At 61.6% G+C, this 18,696-nt stretch carries 11 protein-coding genes; 5 read left to right on the top strand and 6 right to left on the bottom strand.

Going from position 1 to position 18,696, the window contains the following annotated elements; all coding sequences use genetic code 11:
• Positions 1 to 72 precede the first annotated feature (72 nt).
• The 4 genes from glk to ACH6CX_RS17050 all read left to right on the top strand — a co-directional run bounded on the left by glk (position 73) and on the right by ACH6CX_RS17050 (position 7,043).
• Positions 73 to 1,035: a glucokinase gene (glk, locus tag ACH6CX_RS17065; protein WP_233006455.1), complete on the top strand. Its 963-nt coding sequence runs from the start codon at positions 73 to 75 to the stop codon at positions 1,033 to 1,035.
• A gap of 182 nt (positions 1,036 to 1,217) precedes the next feature.
• Entirely contained in the window at positions 1,218 to 3,998 is a 2,781-nt protein-coding gene (locus ACH6CX_RS17060) for a TonB-dependent receptor (RefSeq protein WP_233006454.1), read from the top strand.
• A gap of 106 nt (positions 3,999 to 4,104) precedes the next feature.
• A complete protein-coding gene (locus tag ACH6CX_RS17055) occupies positions 4,105 to 5,604 on the top strand; it encodes a tryptophan halogenase family protein (RefSeq protein ID WP_396676027.1) in 1,500 nt (499 codons plus the stop codon).
• Positions 5,605 to 5,657: 53 nt separating this feature from the next.
• On the top strand, positions 5,658 to 7,043 hold the full coding sequence (locus ACH6CX_RS17050) for an alpha-amylase family glycosyl hydrolase (protein WP_237062842.1): 1,386 nt from the start codon (positions 5,658 to 5,660) through the stop codon (positions 7,041 to 7,043).
• 56 nt (positions 7,044 to 7,099) lie between these two features.
• Here the strand turns inward: ACH6CX_RS17050 and ACH6CX_RS17045 are convergent, their stop codons facing one another.
• Positions 7,100 to 7,930 (bottom strand): DUF3014 domain-containing protein, encoded by an 831-nt coding sequence (locus tag ACH6CX_RS17045; RefSeq protein ID WP_396676025.1) that lies wholly within the window; start codon positions 7,928 to 7,930, stop codon positions 7,100 to 7,102.
• 223 nt (positions 7,931 to 8,153) lie between these two features.
• Positions 8,154 to 9,026 (bottom strand): alpha/beta hydrolase, encoded by an 873-nt coding sequence (locus tag ACH6CX_RS17040; RefSeq protein WP_396676023.1) that lies wholly within the window; start codon positions 9,024 to 9,026, stop codon positions 8,154 to 8,156.
• A 191-nt stretch (positions 9,027 to 9,217) separates the two neighbouring features.
• Between ACH6CX_RS17040 and ACH6CX_RS17035 the strand changes: the two genes are divergently transcribed.
• A complete protein-coding gene (locus ACH6CX_RS17035) occupies positions 9,218 to 10,888 on the top strand; it encodes an alpha-amylase family glycosyl hydrolase (protein WP_396676021.1) in 1,671 nt (556 codons plus the stop codon).
• A gap of 76 nt (positions 10,889 to 10,964) precedes the next feature.
• On the opposite strand, the gene ACH6CX_RS17030 is transcribed toward ACH6CX_RS17035, so the two are convergent.
• The 4 genes from ACH6CX_RS17030 to ACH6CX_RS17015 form a co-directional block, all read right to left on the bottom strand.
• Entirely contained in the window at positions 10,965 to 11,849 is an 885-nt protein-coding gene (locus ACH6CX_RS17030; RefSeq protein WP_233006448.1) for a universal stress protein, read from the bottom strand.
• 263 nt (positions 11,850 to 12,112) lie between these two features.
• Positions 12,113 to 13,993, bottom strand: coding sequence for an alpha-amylase family protein (locus ACH6CX_RS17025; RefSeq protein WP_396676018.1), 1,881 nt, complete (start codon positions 13,991 to 13,993; stop codon positions 12,113 to 12,115).
• Between the two features lie 108 nt (positions 13,994 to 14,101).
• Positions 14,102 to 16,537, bottom strand: a complete 2,436-nt coding sequence (locus ACH6CX_RS17020) for a TIM-barrel domain-containing protein (protein WP_396676016.1) — start codon at positions 16,535 to 16,537, stop codon at positions 14,102 to 14,104.
• Between the two features lie 50 nt (positions 16,538 to 16,587).
• Positions 16,588 to 18,441, bottom strand: coding sequence for a glycoside hydrolase family 13 protein (locus tag ACH6CX_RS17015; protein ID WP_237062827.1), 1,854 nt, complete (start codon positions 18,439 to 18,441; stop codon positions 16,588 to 16,590).
• Between the last annotated feature and the right edge of the window lie 255 nt (positions 18,442 to 18,696).

Below are 18,696 nucleotides of genomic sequence, written 5' to 3'. Positions count from 1 at the left end.
AACTGGATTTATCGGGGCGGGGCCCGTAACTTACGCGCCCGCCGACCCCGGGGGAAGATAACAGGAAGACCAATGACAAGTATCGTCGCGGATATCGGTGGCACTAACGCCCGATTTGCCATTGCCAATCCAACCGACACCGGTTACTCGCTGGATGCGCTCAAAGTGGTGAACTGCCGCGAATTCGGCGGTTTTGACGCCGCACTGGAGCACTGGCTTGAGGGGCTGGAACAGCCGGTACCTGAGCGGGCGTGTATCGCCTGTGCCGGACCGGTGGAAAAAAATGACACCGGTGGGCGGGTCTACATGACCAACCTGGGGTGGCATATCGATGCCGCGGGGCTGCGGGCCCGACACGGGCTGGCCGAGGCGCAGCTGATGAATGACTTTGCCGCGCTGGCACTGTCCCTGCCCCTGCTGGGAGAGCATGAATACAAGGTATTGCGCGCCGCGCCCCGGATCGAGGACGCCACCATGGCGGTACTGGGGCCAGGTACCGGGCTGGGGGTCGCCGGCCTGATCCGCGAGGACGGGCGCCATTACGTGGTGGCGGGCGAGGGCGGGCATGCCAACCTGCCGGTGGCGAGCCAGCGGGAAATGGAGCTGCTGCAGATCCTGGTGCGGGAACAGCAGCCGGTGTTCAACGAGTGGATCCTGTCCGGCAGCGGGCTGGTTAACCTCTACCGCGCGGTCTGTGCGCTCAACGGCCGTGAGGCCGAAGAACTCACGCCGCCGGATGTCAGCGGTCGCGGGCTGGAGGGGACTGACCCCATGTGTCGCGAAACACTGATCGATTTTCTCAACTTCCTGGGCAGCACTGCCGGGGATGTAGCCGCCTATTTCGCTGCCCGCGGTGGCGTCTTCCTGGGCGGGGGGATCCTGCCGCGGATCGAGAGCCTGCTCCCCGAGAGCGAGTTCGAACAGCGCTTCCTGGCCAAGGGGCGCCTGCGGGAATGGATGCAGACGGTGCCGGTATACACACTGAATGCCGGTTTCCAGGCCCTGTTGGGGGCGGCGGCCCAGCTGGACCGCTGAGCAACGGGCCATTTGAAGCACTTTTAACCAGAAAACCAGACAAGTGATGGTGCGATCTGACGCCCCAAGAAGGGGCGCCGTGATCTCTCCCCCCTCCTCCCCCCTCGGGGGAGGAGGTCAAGGACGATGGGTAAACCTAGGATTAGGGTACTCACCATAACGATAAGTCCAGGGAGATGATGATGAGTTCTAACAACAAGCGGTTCCGGCCAGCCCTGCTGTCCGCAGCCATCGCAGCCTCTGTGGCCACTTCCATTGGCGCCTACGCACAGGAAGAGGGCGCGAGTTCGCTGGAAGAGGTAACCGTTACCGGTTTCCGCAAGAGTGTGATGGATTCCATCGACACCAAGCGCGATGCCAAGGCCGTTGTTGAGGCCATTTCTGCAGAAGATATCGGCAAACTGCCGGACTCCTCCATTGCCGAATCCATTGCCCGCCTGCCAGGCCTGGCCGCGCAGCGCCTCGATGGCCGCGCCAGCCGGGTGTCTATCCGTGGTTTCGGTGAAAACGAGAGTGCCACCACCTTCAATGGTCGTGAGCAGGTTTCCATCAGCGATAACCGCGGTGTGGAATTCGACCTGTACCCCTCCGAGATCATGAGCGGCGTGACCGTCTACAAGACGCCCACCGCCAGCCTCGAGGCCGAGGGTATCGCCGGTGTCATCGACATGCAGACCGTCAAGCCGCTGGAGCGTGGCGAGCGTGTCGTCAAGGTGAACACCCAGTACGAGATGACCAGCTTCGACAAGCTGAACCCCGATGGTGAGGACGACGGCCATCGCGCGACTTTCTCTTACATCGACCAGTTCGCCGATGACAAGATTGGTGTGGCTTTCGCCTACAACACCATGAGCTCCCCGAACCAGGAAGAGCGCTGGAATTCCTGGGGCTACCCGGAATTCACCGCGGATGATGGCAATACCTACTCCATCCTGGGCGGTGCCAAGCCGTTTGTACGTTCCTCTGTCCTGGATCGCGACAGCACCATGCTGGTGGTCGAGGCGCAGCCGAACGAAAAACTGAACATGACCTTCGATGCCCTGTATGTGGACTTCACTGACGAGAAGATCCTGCGCGGTATCGAGATTCCCTTTGCCTGGGGCCAGGGTTCCATCAGCCCGGAAAGCGCCACCGTGGACCCGTCCAGCGGTTTTATCACCGGTGCCACTACCGAGGGCCAGCGCGTTGTTGTGCGTAACGACCTGGAAACCCGCGCTGCGGACCTGAAGTCTTTCGGCTTCAACACCAAGTACGACCTCACCGATACCCTGCAGATCGAATTCGACGCTGCCCACTCCGCAGTCAAGCGTGATATCTGGAGCTTCGAGAGCTATTCCGGTACCGGACGTGGCGACAGCGAGGGTGTCGCGGACAACCTGTCCTACACCTTTGACGGTGGTAATACCGGCGCCAAGTTTGATCACGACCTGGATTACAGTGACTGGAACCTGATCCAGCTGGGCGGCCCGCTGACCTGGGGTTACAGTGCAGCGCTGAACAGTGAATACGGCCTGGTAGATGGCGACCCCTACGTCAACGCGGCGCAGGACGGCTTCCTGAATACCCCGGAAATCGACGACGAGCTGACCTCCCTCAAGCTGGCTGCCAGCCAGATGGTGGAAGTGGGTATCGTTAACGAAATCTCCTACGGCGTTTCCTACCGTGACCGCGAGAAGTCCAAGAAGTCGGAGGGTTTCTACATGACCCTGTCCAACTTCCCGGGCACCCTGGAAGTTCCGGAAGAGTACCGCCTGGGGACCGCTTCCCTGGATTTCATCGGCATGGGCGACATGATTGCCTATGACGCTGCTGGCCTGCTCAATGATGGTTATTACAACCTGCTGGCCGAATCCCTGACGGACATCAAGCACCTGACCGGCTCCTGGACTGTGGGTGAGGAAATTACCTCTGCCTTCGCCCAGGCCAACTTCGAGACCCAGGTCGCGGGCCTGCCGCTGACCGGTAACGCCGGCCTGCGTTATGTCTACACCGAGCAGAACTCCCAGGGTTTCGCGGCTGAAGCGATTGACGGCCTGGTAGTGGCTACCCCGACCGACATCAGCCACGATTACAGCCACTTCCTGCCGAGCCTGAACCTGGCCCTGGAACTGGACGAGCGCCAGACCCTGCGCTTCGGTGCAGCCCAGACCATCTCCCGTGCCCGCCTGGATGAGATGAACGCTTCTGTCTCGGTTAACTACAACCAGCAGCCGGACGACAACGGCAACTTCTGGAGCATCAGCGGTGGTAACCCGCAGCTGGAGCCGAAAGAAGCGCTGGGCGTGGACCTCTCCTACGAGAACTACTTCAGCGAAGAAGGTTACTTCTCTGTGGCGCTGTTCTGGAAAGACCTGGACCAGTGGACTTTCGACGGCAACTACCAGGTTGAGCTGGCTGGCGTCGCGGATCCGGCTACTGGTGAAGTGCCCGAGTTCTCCACTGCCACCGGCACCGGTAAAGTGAATGGCGGCGGCGGCACCCTGAGTGGCTACGAGCTGGCGGTTACCCTGCCGTTCAACATTTTCTCCGAGAGCCTGGACGGTTTCGGCCTGCTGGCCAGCCATACCGGCCTGGAGTCTGACATCCAGGACCCGAGCGGCAACGACTACCAGCTGCCGGGCCTGTCCGACAGCATCCAGACGCTCACTGCCTACTACGAGAACTACGGTTTCTCCGCCAGGGCCAGCATGCGCAAGCGTGATGACTTCAAGGGCGAGGTATACGGCCTGGGCTTCAGCACCCAGCAGGTTGACGTTGTCGGCGAGACCATTGTCGATGTCCAGCTGGGCTACGACTTTGCCGATGCCGGCATCAGCGGCCTGGAAGGGCTGTCTGTGTACCTGCAGGGTCAGAACCTGACCGATGAACCGTTCACCACCCTGAGTGGTGACAACTCTCTGCAGGTTCGTGACTACCAGAGCTATGGCAGCATCTACCTGCTGGGCTTCAGCTACGAGCTGTAATCCCCGCGGTTAGAGGTTGAGCCAACCAAAGCCCTTGTAATAGTTTTATTACAAGGGCTTTTTTGTTTCTGAAAATCACTACCCATCCCGATTTCAGGTGTACACAGTGAACGACAAAATAATAAGAGAGGTGGTCATACTGGGTGGCGGTACCGCCGGCTGGATGACCGCGGCGCTGCTGGTCAAGATGCTCGGCAAGTCCATCAATATCACCCTGGTGGAGTCCGAAAGGATCGGTACAGTCGGCGTCGGTGAGGCGACCATTCCGCCAATCCTCAATTACAACCAGGCCCTGGGGCTGGATGAGCAGGACTTCCTGCGGGAGACAAAGGGCACGATCAAACTGGGCATCCAGTTTGAGGACTGGTTTCGCCGCGGCGAGAGCTACATGCATGCCTTCGGCTCCATCGGCAAGAACTTCCCCTTCTGCGACTTCCACCATTTCTGGAAGAGAAGCCGCGAGCGGGGTGATGACTCCAGTCTCTGGGATTACTCCCTCAACTACCAGGCTGCAAAGCAAAACAAGTTTGGCCACCTGGCGCAGATCCCGGGAACCAGCCTCCCCGGGATTTCCTATGCCTATCATTTCGATGCGGGCCTGTATGCACAGTACCTGCGCCGTTACGCCGAGAGTAAAGGTGTAAAGCGAATTGAAGGCACGGTGAGTGAGGTCGACGTGAAGCCCGACAATGGGTTCATTGACAGCCTGGTCCTGGAAGGCGGCCAGCGAGTCGGGGGAGATCTCTACGTGGACTGCTCTGGCATGGCGGCGTTACTGATTGAGAAAAAGCTGGGTACCGGGTACGAAGACTGGTCCCACTGGCTGCCGTGCGATCGGGCGCTGGCCGTGCCGAGTGCTGCAGTGAAGCCCATTATTCCCTACACACGCTCCATTGCCCACGAGGCGGGCTGGCAGTGGCGTATACCGCTGCAGCACCGCACGGGCAATGGGATGGTGTATTCCAGCCGTCACTGGAGTGACGACCAGGCCCGTGATGCCCTGCTGGCCAGCCTGGATGCAGAGCCGCTGGATGAGCCGCGCGAGATCCGCTTCCGGACCGGCCGCCGCCGTAAGCAGTGGAACAAGAATGTGGTCAGTATCGGCCTGTCGAGCGGTTTCCTGGAACCGCTGGAGTCCACCAGTATCCACCTGGTGCAGTCGGCGGCAATTCGCCTGGTCAAAAGTTTTCCCCACGCAGGTGTATGCCCGGCGGAGGTGGCCGAGTTCAACCGGCAGTCGCGGGTGGAGTTGGAGCGTATCCGTGACTTTATCATCCTCCATTACAAGGCCAACCAGCGACGGGACAGCGACTTCTGGCGGGAGTGCGAGCGCATGGATATTCCCGCGACACTCGGTGACAAGATTGAGCTATTCCGCAAGACCGGCAAGATGTTTCGGGACTACGACGACCTGTTTACCGAGGTGGCCTGGCAACAGGTGATGATCGGCCAGGGCATCATTCCGGAGGACCACCACACCATCGCCGATTCGCTGTCGGAGGCCCAGCTGGCGGACCTGATGTCCAGCCTCAGGACACTGATCGGGGGGACTGTGCAGAAGCTGCCCGACCACGAGGCCTTCCTGCCGGGTAAGCCGGGTAAATAGTGCCGCAGTGACACCACACTGACGTGTAAATATAAAAAAGATGGAGACTGACAATGATCCGCTACCTGCTTCCGGGCCTTGCCGTTTTGTTGCTGGCAGCCTGCCAGGACAATGCCGAACCCGGTCCGGATTCTTCTGCAATCACCTATGAGCCTCGGTCCTATGTCAAGGTCGAGCACCCGGCATGGTCCCGCAATGCATCTATCTACCAGCTGAATACCCGCCAGTTTACCGAAGAGGGCACGTTCAGCGCTGCGCAGGAACAGTTGCCGCGTATCAAGGCCCTGGGTACCGATATTATCTGGTTGATGCCGATTCACCCGATCGGTGAGGAGAACCGCAAGGGGAAGCTTGGAAGCCCTTATTCGGTGAAGGATTACTACGGCGTTAACCCTGAATTCGGGTCACTGGATGACCTCAGGCAATTTATCGATGCGGCCCATGCACTGGATATGTATGTCATCCTGGACTGGGTAGCCAACCATACCGCCTGGGACAACGGGATGCGTTACCAGCACCCGGAGTGGTATGAGCGGGATCACAATGGCGATTTTCGGCCGACGCCCTGGTGGGACTGGAGCGATATCATCGACCTCGACTACAGCAAGCCCGGCCTGCGCAAGTATATGACGGACGCCATGGCCTATTGGGTCGAGGAGGTCGGCGTTGACGGCTTCCGCGCTGACGTGGCCGGTTTTGTGCCGCTGGATTTCTGGAACACGGTGCGCAGGCGCTTGGACCGGGTCAAACCGGTGTTCATGCTGGCGGAGTGGGAGTCCCGGGACCTGCACGAGCATGCGTTTGATATGACCTATGCCTGGAGCTGGTGGGATACCATGCATGCCATTACCCATGGCAAGGCCGATCTGGGCCGCCTGTTCACGTACTACTCCTGGAATGAAAGCGCCTTTCCGGAAGATTCCTACCGCATGGTGTTTGTCTCCAACCACGACAAGAATTCCTGGGAGGCGACCCAGTACGAAGCCTTTGGTGAGGGCCTTGAGGCAACAATCGTGTTGTCCGTGGTGGGTGAGGGTATGCCGCTGGTCTACAACGGCCAGGAGGCCGGCAACCGCAAGCGCCTGGAGTTTTTTGAGAAGGACCCGATCGAGTGGAAGGCCGATCCCATCGGGGATCTTTACCAGCAGTTACTGCACCTGAAAAAAGAAAATACTGCACTCTGGAACGGTGCTGCCGGCGCAACCATGGTACGGGTGCCGAACTCCCAGCCCCAGCAGGTTTTCAGTTTTGTCCGGGAGAATGACCGGGACAAGGTATTTGCAGTGATGAACTTTTCCGGGGAGCCACGACAGGTGAGCTTTTCCGACACACTCTTTCCGGGTGCTTACACGGAACTGTTCTCACAGCAGGTGGTTGAGCTCGATAAAGGGTTTACCCTGGCCCTGCAGCCCTGGGAGTATCGCGTTTACGTGCGATGAAAAATGTGTGTATCTGCCCGGGGCCAGCCGGCGCTCCCCCGGGCAGTCACGGGAATTTACTGCGGAGGCTGGAACTGCTCCAGCTCGCTCTTGAGCGCCCGGAGTTTCTCCTGCACCCGCGCGGCATTGTCTGGCCCCATGCGGATCATCAGCTTGTGTACGCCGGGTAACCTTTCCATCTTGGGGTCGGCAAACTTGAAGTACACCGATGGGCGCACCAGCTGGATCGGCTGGTCGGCTTCAGGTGCATCGAGGGCCACATCGATGGCTTTCAATACCTGGCTGTGGAAGGTCTTGTCCGGCATCCCCAGCTCGCCGAATGCCTCGGCCAGGCGCGGGTACCAGAACTTGTACAGCGCCATCGCGGCATCGTTGTCCATGTTGGCCAGCAGGCGCACCGGGGTATCGTAGCGCCGGTAATTATCCTCGGAGAGTGTCATTCCGGTGGCGCCTTGCTCCTCAACCGCCAGCGAGCCCCTGGGCGATTTGTATGGGCGGTTCTTGGCCATCATCTGGCCGGAGGAGGCCGCGTTTACAGCGGCAACCCACTTGCGGATGACCTCGTCGGATACCAGCCAGCGTCCCAGGGCGCCATCCGGGGCCAGGCTCAGCAGGTCCTTGCGCACCTCCTCATCACTCTCGTTGAGCGGTGGCAGCTCCCGCTCTGGCTCGGGGGCGGGCTCGGGCTCGGAGGTGTCGGCGACCTCGGGTTCAGGTTCCGGCTCAAGTTCCAGGCCCGGCTCAGGCTCCGGTTCCGGCTCGCTCACGGTGGGGGGCGGCGCCTCGGGTTCAGGGGCGGATGTAAGGTAGAAATAGGCGCCAAGCGCCACCAGGACTACTACCGCAAGCCCGATGATCCAGCCGCGGCTCGAATTCTCTTCTGACATACTCTGGGTCCCCTGTCCTTGAATGGAATGTCTGTCCGGCGTTTTGCGAACACCCGATCTGTAATGTGCCTATAAGGGAGCATAAAACTTCAGACAGCGGGTGCAAGGCGCAGTTTCGTTCCAGGTGGGTGCCCGGGCGGAGTTCCGGCCAGCTCACTGTCTCTACTGCCTCTATATGGCTCTGGAAAAGGTATCCTCGACGCCGGGTCGTCACAATGGCGGTTCAGGATTCCCGCGCTGCGAACAGCCAGCGCACGGCGCGAGCGAACTCCTCCCGCCAGAATGCCTCATTATGCCCGGCGCCCTCTACCAGGCGGGCGCGCCAGCTTCCGGCCGGTCGCTGCTGCCCGAGCAGCCTTTCCATATCGCGGTAGCCCTGCACCATCTCATCACCCTCGGCGCCGCCAACCAGCAGGTACAGGCGTGTGTCATCCCCCCTGGCTGTGTCCCTGGCAAGGGCGTGGAATTGCGGCGCGATCCAGTAGGCGGGGGAGAAAACACCGGCACGGGAGAAGGTTTCGGGGTGCTGCAGCAGGGCATAGTGGGACATCAGGCCGCCCAGTGAGCTGCCCATGATGGCAGTGTGTAGCCGGTCGGGCAGGGTGCGGAAACGGGCATCCACCAGGGGTTTTAGCTGGTTCACTATGAACTCCAGGTAAGCCTGTCCCTCGGCGGGGCCGTATTCAGGGTGATCGAAGGGGACCAGTTCGTGGATGCGGCGCTCATTACCATGGTCAATGCCCACCACGATCAGTTCCAGCCCGGTTTCCGCAGCGAAGCGATTGAGGGTTTCGTCCACGCCCCATTCCCGTGCATAGGCGGTGGCGTTGTCGAACAGGTTCTGGCCGTCGTGCATATACAGAACCGGGTAGCGCCTGTCCCCATCGCTATACCCCGGTGGCAGGTAAAGACGGATGGTGCGCTGGCGACCGAGGCTGTCCATGGTCACTGGCGACAGTATCTGGACATTGCCTGCGACGGTGTGCGCTGGCATGTCACTTTCACCGGTTGCCGCAGCGGGAAGTGCTGCGAGGGTCGCGGCCGCAACGCCGGCCAGCAGCGTGGCAAGCCGGGAAAAAGCTCGGATGGGGGGCATGGTGCCTCCAGCGACGGGAATCATGTCGATTCTGCCACAGATTCCGGCCCGCCACCCACAGTGCAGCCCCCGGCCCCGGCTACGCCCCCGATGCGGGGGAGGTAAGCTCACGGCCGGGCGCTAGAGTAACGGGATAAATTACGACAACTGAGTTCGGACAAGCAGCATTGCTGACAGTGAGCGGAGAGATGATGAAGAAAAGAATTGCAGGTGTGCTGGCAGGCCTGGGCCTGCTGGCGGGCTGTGGCCCGGCGGTCGATACGGCGGTGGCCAAAGATGGCGTGGACCCTTTCTGGCGCAATGCAACCGTGTACTTCATGCTGCCCGACCGCTTTGCCAACGGCAATCCTGGCAACGACCTGGCCTACGGCCGCAGGGATGACGCTGCCCCCTTGCGCGGCTTCATGGGGGGCGACCTGCAGGGGGTAATCGACAAGCTCGAGGTCGGTTATTTCAATGACCTCGGGGTCAACGCCATCTGGATGTCCCCCCTGTACGAGCAGATACAGGGCGCTACCGATGAGGGTACCGGCCGCACTTATGCATATCACGGCTACTGGCCCAGGGACTGGACCGCTGTTGACCGCAATTTCGGTACCGAAGCCGAGTTGGCGCAACTGATTGAGACGGCACGAAGCAAGGGTATTCGTGTGTTGCTGGACGTGGTTATCAATCACACCGGGCCCGTCACCGAACAGGACCCGCTGGCTCCGCAATCCTGGGTCCGGCCCGCCCCGACCTGTGACTGGCAGGGCTTTTCCGGCACAGTGAGCTGCACACTGGTCGAGAACCTGCCGGATATCCTCACCGAGAGTGAAGAACCGGTGGAGCTGCCGCCGCAGCTGCTGGACAAGTGGCAGCGTGAAGGCCGGCTGGAGCAGGAGCTGGCGGAACTCGATGCCTTCTTCGACCGCACCGGATATCCCCGTGCGCCCAAGTACTACCTGGTGAAGTGGGCCACCGACTGGGTGCGCGACTACGGTGTGGACGGGTTCCGCGTGGACACCACCAAGCATGTGGAGCCGGAGGTCTGGGCTCTACTGAAAAAGGAAGCGCGCCAGGCACTGGCTGAGTGGCGGGCAGAAAACCCGCACAAGGCTCCCGGGGATCGTGACTTTTTCATGGTGGGGGAAGTTTACGGTTTCGGCGCCAACGATTTTGGTGTGACCCGTGGGCGCAATTACGATTTCGGCGACCGGCAGGTGGATTTTTACAATTATGGCTTCGACAGCCTGATCAATTTCGACTTCTCCCAGCGCGCCGGTGAAGACTGGGAGACCCTGTTCTCTACCTACGGGGAAAACCTGCACGGCGGTCCGCTCGACGGTGTTGGCGTGCTCAACTACCTGACTTCCCACGACGACATGAATTCCTTCGACCGCAAGCGCCAGCGCGCGCGGGAAGCCGCAACCAAACTGATGCTCGCACCGGGCGCGGTACAGATCTATTACGGTGATGAGCTGGCACGGCCGCTGCACGCTCCTGAAGCCAAGGGGGATGCCCAGTTGCGTAGCGCCATGAACTGGGAAGACCTGGAGCGACAGGATACCCGCGAACTGCTCGAACACTGGCAGAAACTTGGCCAGTTCCGCCGCGCTCACCTGGCGGTTGGTGCGGGCGAGCACCACAAGCTGGCGGACCAACCCTACACCTTCGCCCGCACCCTGGACGGGAAGCCGTCAGTGGTCGTTGCGCTGGACCTGGGCGCCGGTGAGAAACAGGTACCGGTGGGCGACGTCTTTGCCGAAGGCTCGGTATTGAAGGACTTCTATTCGGGCCAGGAGGCCAGGGTGAAGGATGGCGCCGTCACCATCGACAGCGCTTTCGATATGTTGCTGCTGGGACCCGCCAACAAGGGCTGAGTGGCCTGTTGGCATTTACGCGGGCCGGTGGCCCGCGTAAAGCCGCCACCATCCAGGCGGTGGCGGCCAGCCCGGTTCAGCTGCTTGCTTCCGCGGGTTCAGCTGCCGGCGTGGTCACTTCTTCGCTGTCCGTGGAAGTGAACTCGTTACACACCATCACATCCACATCCAGTCCACCGATTACCCGCTCGGCGGTATTGCCGCGCAGCAGGGTGCCGGTGGCCCCGTACTGGTTGAGGGTGCCCATCACCACGACATCCGCATCGATTTCCCCGGCGACGCTGGCCACCACATCGCTGGTATAGCCGCGCCGCACGTGAATACGGCTGGCGGGCACGCCGGTCTTGGACGCCAGCTTCGCCAGTGCGCCACGGTCCGGGTAGAGCATGGAATCCAGGTAGGCATTGACCAGGTGCAGTTCCGCATCATAGCAGCCGGCAATATAGCGGGCGCGCTCGGTGATCTGGCGATTCAGCTGGCGCTGTTTGGCGGTCTTGGCCTGGTAATTGACCGTGGCCAGGACCACCTTGCGCTGGTCTTTGGCACCGGGACGGATCAGTACTACCGGGCAGCGGGCGCCCTTGAGCACCTGCCACTTGGACTCGGCGAAGGTAAAGCGGCGGCTGGTCTTGGCGTGCGCGGGCAGGTAGACCATCTCGGCATTGCAGCGCTTGGACTCCTGGATGATGGCGCCCTGCCAGTCGCTGGACCAGCACACCTGTATTTCGCACTCCAGTCCGGCAGCAGCCACCGGTTCGCGAATTGCCTCGCGGAACCAGTGCTCGTCGCGGAACAGGTGGTCGTTGACCGCCCGGGTATCGACGGCCTCGCCGTCCACGGCGACAAAAACCGCCAGCCGGGGCTGCGGAGAACGCAGGCGGGCGGTAGCCAGTGCGCGTTCCAGCGCCACGTGTTGATCGTCATTGGGGTCGACGACGACGAATATGGTTTTCTGTTGCATTTTCTCTCCTTGATATCGCTGGTTTCTGCCGTGCCAAACCTCTGACCGGTAAGTCAAATTTTACCATGGGACGGGGTCCGGTTTGCAGGGGCGATTATCAGTGGTCTTCATGAAAACTGGTGTGTCGAATACTGCCGGCGATCGCCGTGGGCGTGTTTGAGCTAAATCAAGTGGCAGGTCGAGGAGGGGCGCGAGAGAAGCGGGATGACGAGAAAAGGGGAGAGCGGGCGGCATGGTAACGACGCCCGCTGATGGTCTGAGACCTATTGGCCGATACGGAAAATATGCGCGGCCATCGGCGGTAACCGGAGGTTTACCCGGCCGGCGCCATCCTGCACCTGCAGTTCTGCAGTGCTCGACGGGTCAAGCTGGCCGGCCAGCCCGTAAGTGCCGTCGGCGAGCTGCCACTGTTCAATCAGCGCTGCCGGCACCTGCAGGGCAATGTCGGTGGCCTCGCGGTTGAAACTGGTTACTACCAGCAGCTGCTCGTCGCCGGTCCAGCGGGCAAAGGCGTAGTGCTTGTCGCCATAGCCGTTATCGGTGTCGCGATTGGCAGCATGCAGGTCCATGAATTCACCCTGCAGCGCTTTGCTGTCGGTAGAGAAGTTCAGCAGGCGACGGTAGAAGTCCTGCAGGTCCTTTTCGTACTGCGCCAGGCGGCCGCCATCGAAGCTGCCTCCATCCACCCAGCGGCGCACACTCGGCACTGACCAGTAGTCGAAGATGGTGGTGCGGCTGGCCTTGCCAAAGCCGGCATCCTCACTGGCGGGCTCACCGAACTCCTGGCCGAAGTAGTGCAGGGTGGGCGCCGCGGAGACCGTGGCGGAGACCACCATGGCCGGTTTGCCCATGCGCGCATCGCCGGCAAACTCCGGGCTGGCAATGCGCTGTTCGTCATGGTTTTCCATAAAGCGCAGCATGTGGGGCGCAATGTCCCGCAGTTCGGCCTGGACTGCCGCAACCGTGTCGGTGCTGCCCTCACCCTCCATCACCGCGCGGATGGCATCGTAGGTGCCGACCTTGTCATAGAGGTAATCCATCTTGCCCTGGTGGATGTAGTCGCGGTAGCGCTCCGGGGTATAGATCTCGGCCAGCAGCAGGGTATCCGGGGCTTTCATCTTGATGGACGAGTTCAGGTAGCTCCAGAATTCCACCGGCACCATGCCGGCCATATCGTAGCGGAAGCCGTCGACACCGAAATCGAGCCAGTAGTGGGTGATATCCCGGAATTTTTCCCAGGAATCCGGCACGTCCTTGTCCGCCCAGAATTCCGCGTGGGCCCGATAATTCTTTTCCGCATAGCCCGCCGGTAATTCGGGGAAGTCCTTGCTGTCGTCAGGGCGCACACCGAAGTTGATCTTGACGGTTTCGTACCAGTCATTGATGTCCGGCTGTGCCGCGCGGGCACCGTTGCCGGTCCACTTGGCCGGGCTCTCTGCGAATTTGCCGTCCGCCAGGGGGTGCGGTTCGCCGTCCAGCGGCTGGTAGTCATCGGCTTGCGGGACTTTGAAGTCCTCGCCCACCACATAGTAAAAGTTGTTATCGCGGGTGTAGGTCACCGAGGTGTCGTCTTCGCGACCAAAGTCCTTCACCCCTTCCGGCTTGTCCAAAGATTCATAGGCGCGCGCCACATGGTTGGGCACGATATCGATAATCACTTTGAGGCCGGCGTCATGGCTGCGCTGGATCAGCTGGCGGAATTCCTCCAGTCGCCGGGCCGGATCCTGTGCCAGGTCCGGGTTCACGCTGTAGTAGTCCTTGATCGCATAGGGCGAGCCGGCACGGCCCTTGACCACGTCCGGGTCGTCGTTGCTGATGCCGTACTCGGTGTAGTCACCTACCAGGGCATGGTGCAGGGAGCCGGTATACCAGATATGGGTGGCGCCCAGGTCACTGATTTTGTCCAGGGCCTTGGGGGTGAAGTCATTGAACTTGCCGACACCGTTCTCCTCGATGGTGCCCCAGGGCCTGTTGGTTTCGGTGGTATTGCCGAACAGGCGCGGCAGGGTCTGGTAGATCACCGCTTTTTGTGGGTGGCTGTTTACCGCTGTGGCATCCGTTGCTGGTGCATCCGGTTTTTCCCCGGCGCAGCCGGCGGTTGCGGTGAGGAGCGCGGTGGCGATCAGTTTATTGAATGTTTTCATCAAATCCCGTATTCCCGGTTTGGTGTCTGTTAAGTACGGCCTGTCGATGCCTGGGGGCGTGGCCGCGCGCCCGCGAGGCAAGCGCCTGCGGGCAGCGTTGCTAATTGTTCAGTGCTCGACGGTCAGTTGCAGGGGCTCCCGGCCCCAGTTGAACTTCACCCGCAGCTGGTTGGTGCGCCGGTCCAGCCAGGCCCCTTCGCCGGCCTGCTCCAGCGCGCGTTCACTGCCCAGCACGGGGATCGCCGTGCCGGCGGCCAGAACCTGTGACGGCTGCAAATCCCAGTTGTGGATGTTCAGCTCCACGCTGCGTTGCTGCGGCTCGCCCCGGTAACCGCCGCCGTCCCGGCGGAACCCGAAGCGAATGCCGTCGGCACTGCGCTCGGCCTGGAAATGCAGCCTGGCATAGCGATCGCGCGCAAAGGCGTCGACGGTTTTGCCATCATCCTCGTAGATGTAGCCGCTGGACTCCAGGGATGTCGGGTGGGCGTAGTAGTCCAGTGTCAGGCTTTCACTGGAATAGTCCCGGGTGGTGTCCATGTCGTCTACGGTGGGGATAAAGGCACCGGCGCGCACCAATACCGGTATGGTCTCCAGCTCCACGTCGATGGTCGCCTTCTCGCCACTGTACTGGTCGTCAGTCCAGTAATCGAACCAGACACCACCGGGCGGCAGGCGCAGCTCCACCTCGTCGACACCGGCTTCGGTCACCGGGGCCACCAGGAAGTCATTGCCCCACAGGTAGGCATCCTTGTAATCCATCAGCGCCGGGTCACTTTCGTCGGTGAAGAACAGAGGCCGCATCAGGGGTATGCCGGTCTGGCTGTTCTCGAATGCCAGGGTGTAGTTATACGGCAGCAGGCGGTAACGCAGCTTGATATATTCGCGGGTGATGTTGCGGGTGGTACGGTCGTGGAATACCGGTTCCGGGGCGATATTTTCCTGTGCATGGGGCCGGTAAACCGGCTGGAACACACCGTATTGCAGCCAGCGGATATACAGTTCGCGATCAAATTCCTCGCCGCCGGCAAAGCCGCCCAGGTCCGAGTGGGTATAACCGAAGCCCAGCAGGCCCATCGACAGCGCCAGTTCCACCTGCGGTTTCAGGCCGCCCCATTCGCGGGCAACGTCGCCGGTCCAGGGAATCATGCCGTAGCGCTGTGAGCCGGGGAAGCCGGCGCGCATCATGATAAAGGGGCGGCGTTCCGGGTATGCGGCAGTCTGCTTTTCAAACAGCGTCTGCGCCCAGCGATGGCCGTAGGCGTTGTGCACCTCGTCTGCCATGCCGATGGCATGGACGGTATCGGACGGGTGCACTTCCGGTTCGCCCAGGTCACCCCACCAGCCACTGACCCCCTGTTGCAGCAGTCCGTCGTAGATATTCCAGAACCAGTCGCGCCCGTTCTCGTCGAACACGTCGATCAGCCCGGTGTTGCCGAAATAGAAATCAAAACGCTTGGGTTCACCGGCCAGGTTCTTCGCCAGCGCATCAGCGGCCACCGCCTCATCCCAGCGCCCAGAGCTGGTGAGCACGAACGGTTCGGTCACCAGGATGGTCTCGATACCGCGCTCGCTGAAGTCGGCCATCATTTTTTCCGGCTGCGGGAAAGCTTTCCGGTCCCAGGCCAGGTTGCCCATATGCCCCTGGATGTCGGGACCGAACCAGAACAGGTCCAGTACCACGGCATCCAGCGGGAAATCCTCCTCGGCGAATTTATCCACAGTCGCGCGGACTTCCGCCTCGGTGTGATAGCCGAAGCGGGAGGCAAAGTTGCCCAGGGCCCAGCGCGGCGGCAGCGGTTGGCGACCGGTGACATCGACATAGTTTTCGACCAGTTCCGGATAGCTGCCACCGCTGGCGACAATATAGGAGGTGCGGCCGCCGACGGCCTCGAACTGCAGTACATCCTCCTCACTGGCACCCAGGTCCAGGGTGCCGGTGGCGGAGTTGTCGAACATCAGGATGTACTTGTTGCTGGACATCACTGCCGGCAGGCTGAAATACATCTGCTCGGACTCGGTGGTGTAGCCATAGTGGGCGCGGTTGTAGAGCGGCAGGCGCTTGCCGCGCCGGTCCATGCCCAGCACACGCTCACCGCCACCCAGCAGTTTCTCGCCGTCTTCCAGCGCGAAGCGGAAACCGCGTATGGTCTCGGTGGCAAAGAACCCGGTTTCCTCGCTCAGCAGCTTCTCGCCATCGCGGTGGTAGCTGATAGCGAAGGGTGACTTGTGGATTACCGCGTGCAGGTCCCCGAGGTCGTAGGTCAGCTGGTCTTCGCTTTCCTCGATACGGGCTTCCACCGCCGCGCGTTGCGCGTCGGCGAGGGCAAAGGAGGGTAATTGCTTAACGCCCTCGCGCCGATAATGCACGGCTATCGCATCGTCATTGATCGGCGTCAGGGTGACTTCACCATCGCTGGTTTCAATGGTGAGTGCGTCCCCGTCCAGGTGGTGGTCCAGGTACTGGCGTGATTCCAGTGCAGCGGCGCTGTGGCTGGCAATGGCGCCGGCGAGGGCGCACAGTTGCAGGGTCTGTCTAAACTTCATCATCATCTCTGTCTGGGCCCGGGGCCGATAGGCCGCCGTATTGCCGATCGTTATTGTATTTCCATCACCAGGACGTCGCGGGGCGGGATTTCCAGGCCGTCCAGCGGGTACTGGCGGCCGCTGACGACGTCCACTGCACGCCTGCGATCGCCGAGTACCTCTGCGAAGCGCGCCCGGTTGAAGGGTACCGCGTCCTCCCCCTTGTTCATTGCCACCATCACGACATCATCGGCGTCGTGGCGGAAGTAAACGTAGGTACCGTCGACCGGGGCGAAGTGCGTGACATCGCCGCGGTGGATCACCGGCTGGGTGCGGCGCCAGCGGAACAGCGCGCGGACATAGTCCTGCGCCTGCCGCTGTTGCGCGGTGAGCCCCGCACCGGTAAAGCCATTGGCTTTATCGCCGTCCCAGCCGCCCGGGAAATCGCTGCGCACGATACCGTCGGCGCGGTGGCGGGGGCTGGTCATCAGCAGTTCGTCGCCATAGAAGAACTGCGGGATACCCCGCATGGTGGCAAGGTAGGCCACCGCCATGCGGAACAGGGCCGGCTCGTCATGCAGCTGGCTGAACAGCCGGCTGGTGTCATGGTTGCCACCAAATATCACCAGGCGCTGCGGGTTGGGGTACTGGAAATCGTTGGCGAGTCCCTCATAGAGCTGGATCAGGCCGCTGCTCCAGCTCTCTTCCGCGGTCAGTGCTTCCCGCAATGAATAATGCAGGGGGAAGTCCATCATGCTCTTCAGGCGCCCGCCGGTTGCCGGCTCGCTCTCGCTGCGCTGCCAGTGGGCCACCAGCGCGGCGTTGCGGGTCCACTCCTCGCCGACGATATTGAAGTGCGGGTATTCACGGCGGATGCGCTCTGCCCATTGCTCCAGGAAGCCCGGGTCAGAGTAGGCGTAAGTATCGGCACGGATACCGCTCAGGCCCGCGTACTCGATCCACCACAGGGTATTCTGGATCAGGTAGTTGGCCAGCAGTGGGTGGCGCTGGTTCATGTCGGGCATGGAATCCACAAACCATCCCTCCAGGAACAGGCGCCGGTCGGCGTCGCTCGCGTGGGGGTCGACCGGGGTGAAGCGGCTGTGGTTGGTAATCGCAAACTCACCCCTGCGAGTGCCGGCACCGTTCAGCCAGTCGCTGTCGGGCAGGTCGTCCATCCACCAGTGGCCATCGCCAATATGGTTCAGTACCACGTCCTGGATAACGCCAATGCCTTTCTTGCCGGCGGACGCGACAAATGCACGGAACTCCGCATTGCTGCCGAAGCGCGGGTCGATGCGGTAGTGGTCGGTGGCTGAGTAGCCGTGGTAGGAATAGCCGGGCTGGTCATTTTCCAGCAGCGGGTTGGGCCAGATCGCGGTGAAGCCCAGACCCTCGATGTAGTCCAGCGCCGCCCGCATGCCGGCGATATCCCCGCCGTGGCGCCCCCCGGGCGCGTCGCGGTCGAGGCCCTCCTGTACGCCCTCCGCCGTATCGTTGCCGGGGTCGCCATTGGCAAAGCGGTCCGGCGTGACCAGGTAGATGGCGTCACTGCTGTCGAAGCCACGCTCGCCGCGGGGAGGGGCGGTGCGGGTGCGCAGTTCGTAGTCGAACGAACTGTGGGGGATGCCGTCCTCCTGCAGCCGGATCGCAACCGTGCCCGGCTCGACATCGCTGGCCAGGCGCAGGTTGATAAAAAGGTAGTTGGGATTGTCGGTGGATTCGGTGCCGAGGACTGTCACCCCGGGATGATCCACGGTTGCGGTGAGATCGCCGATATCCTTGCCGTGGAGCATCAGCTGGAGACCGGGTTCCTGCATACCGGCCCACCAGAAGGGAGGCTCTACGCGATCGGGCGCCGCGGCCATGGTGTACTGGCCCGCCGCCAGGGCCAGTACCTGCACCAGTGTGAGTAAGCGCTTCATCACCGTTTCCTCCGGTCGCAAATGGAACTAGACGCCCCATTGTGCGGCACCTGGTGGCGGCAAAGATCCCCCTCCCCGGCAGGGGGAGAGCGCTGGAGCGTGTGCATTCTTGCGAAGGTGACAGCATCCCGTCGACTGCCGGGTCATTCCCCGGGTGTCCGCCATGATGCAGGCCGGCCGCCTACTCCCCCGGCGGGGGAGGATGGAGGGCCACCCCCGCCGTGCCATGATCCGGCAAAATCCTATAAAGGGAAG

It is taken from the genome of Microbulbifer sp. JSM ZJ756, assembly GCF_044383805.1.
In the GTDB taxonomy this organism is placed as follows: domain Bacteria; phylum Pseudomonadota; class Gammaproteobacteria; order Pseudomonadales; family Cellvibrionaceae; genus Microbulbifer; species Microbulbifer zhoushanensis.
This window is presented reverse-complemented; position numbering and strand designations above follow the sequence as displayed.

What these genes read in the sequence shown, in the direction of transcription:
- ACH6CX_RS17040 (WP_396676023.1), bottom strand. Translation starts at nt 9,026, where the DNA reads ATGCCCCCCATCCGAGCTTTTTCCCGGCTTGCCACGCTGCTGGCCGGC.
- ACH6CX_RS17060 (WP_233006454.1), top strand. Translation starts at nt 1,218, where the DNA reads ATGAGTTCTAACAACAAGCGGTTCCGGCCAGCCCTGCTGTCCGCAGCC.
- ACH6CX_RS17045 (WP_396676025.1), bottom strand. Translation starts at nt 7,930, where the DNA reads ATGTCAGAAGAGAATTCGAGCCGCGGCTGGATCATCGGGCTTGCGGTA.
- ACH6CX_RS17035 (WP_396676021.1), top strand. Translation starts at nt 9,218, where the DNA reads ATGAAGAAAAGAATTGCAGGTGTGCTGGCAGGCCTGGGCCTGCTGGCG.
- glk (WP_233006455.1), top strand. Translation starts at nt 73, where the DNA reads ATGACAAGTATCGTCGCGGATATCGGTGGCACTAACGCCCGATTTGCC.
- ACH6CX_RS17015 (WP_237062827.1), bottom strand. Translation starts at nt 18,441, where the DNA reads ATGAAGCGCTTACTCACACTGGTGCAGGTACTGGCCCTGGCGGCGGGC.
- ACH6CX_RS17050 (WP_237062842.1), top strand. Translation starts at nt 5,658, where the DNA reads ATGATCCGCTACCTGCTTCCGGGCCTTGCCGTTTTGTTGCTGGCAGCC.
- ACH6CX_RS17025 (WP_396676018.1), bottom strand. Translation starts at nt 13,993, where the DNA reads ATGAAAACATTCAATAAACTGATCGCCACCGCGCTCCTCACCGCAACC.
- ACH6CX_RS17020 (WP_396676016.1), bottom strand. Translation starts at nt 16,537, where the DNA reads ATGAAGTTTAGACAGACCCTGCAACTGTGCGCCCTCGCCGGCGCCATT.
- ACH6CX_RS17030 (WP_233006448.1), bottom strand. Translation starts at nt 11,849, where the DNA reads ATGCAACAGAAAACCATATTCGTCGTCGTCGACCCCAATGACGATCAA.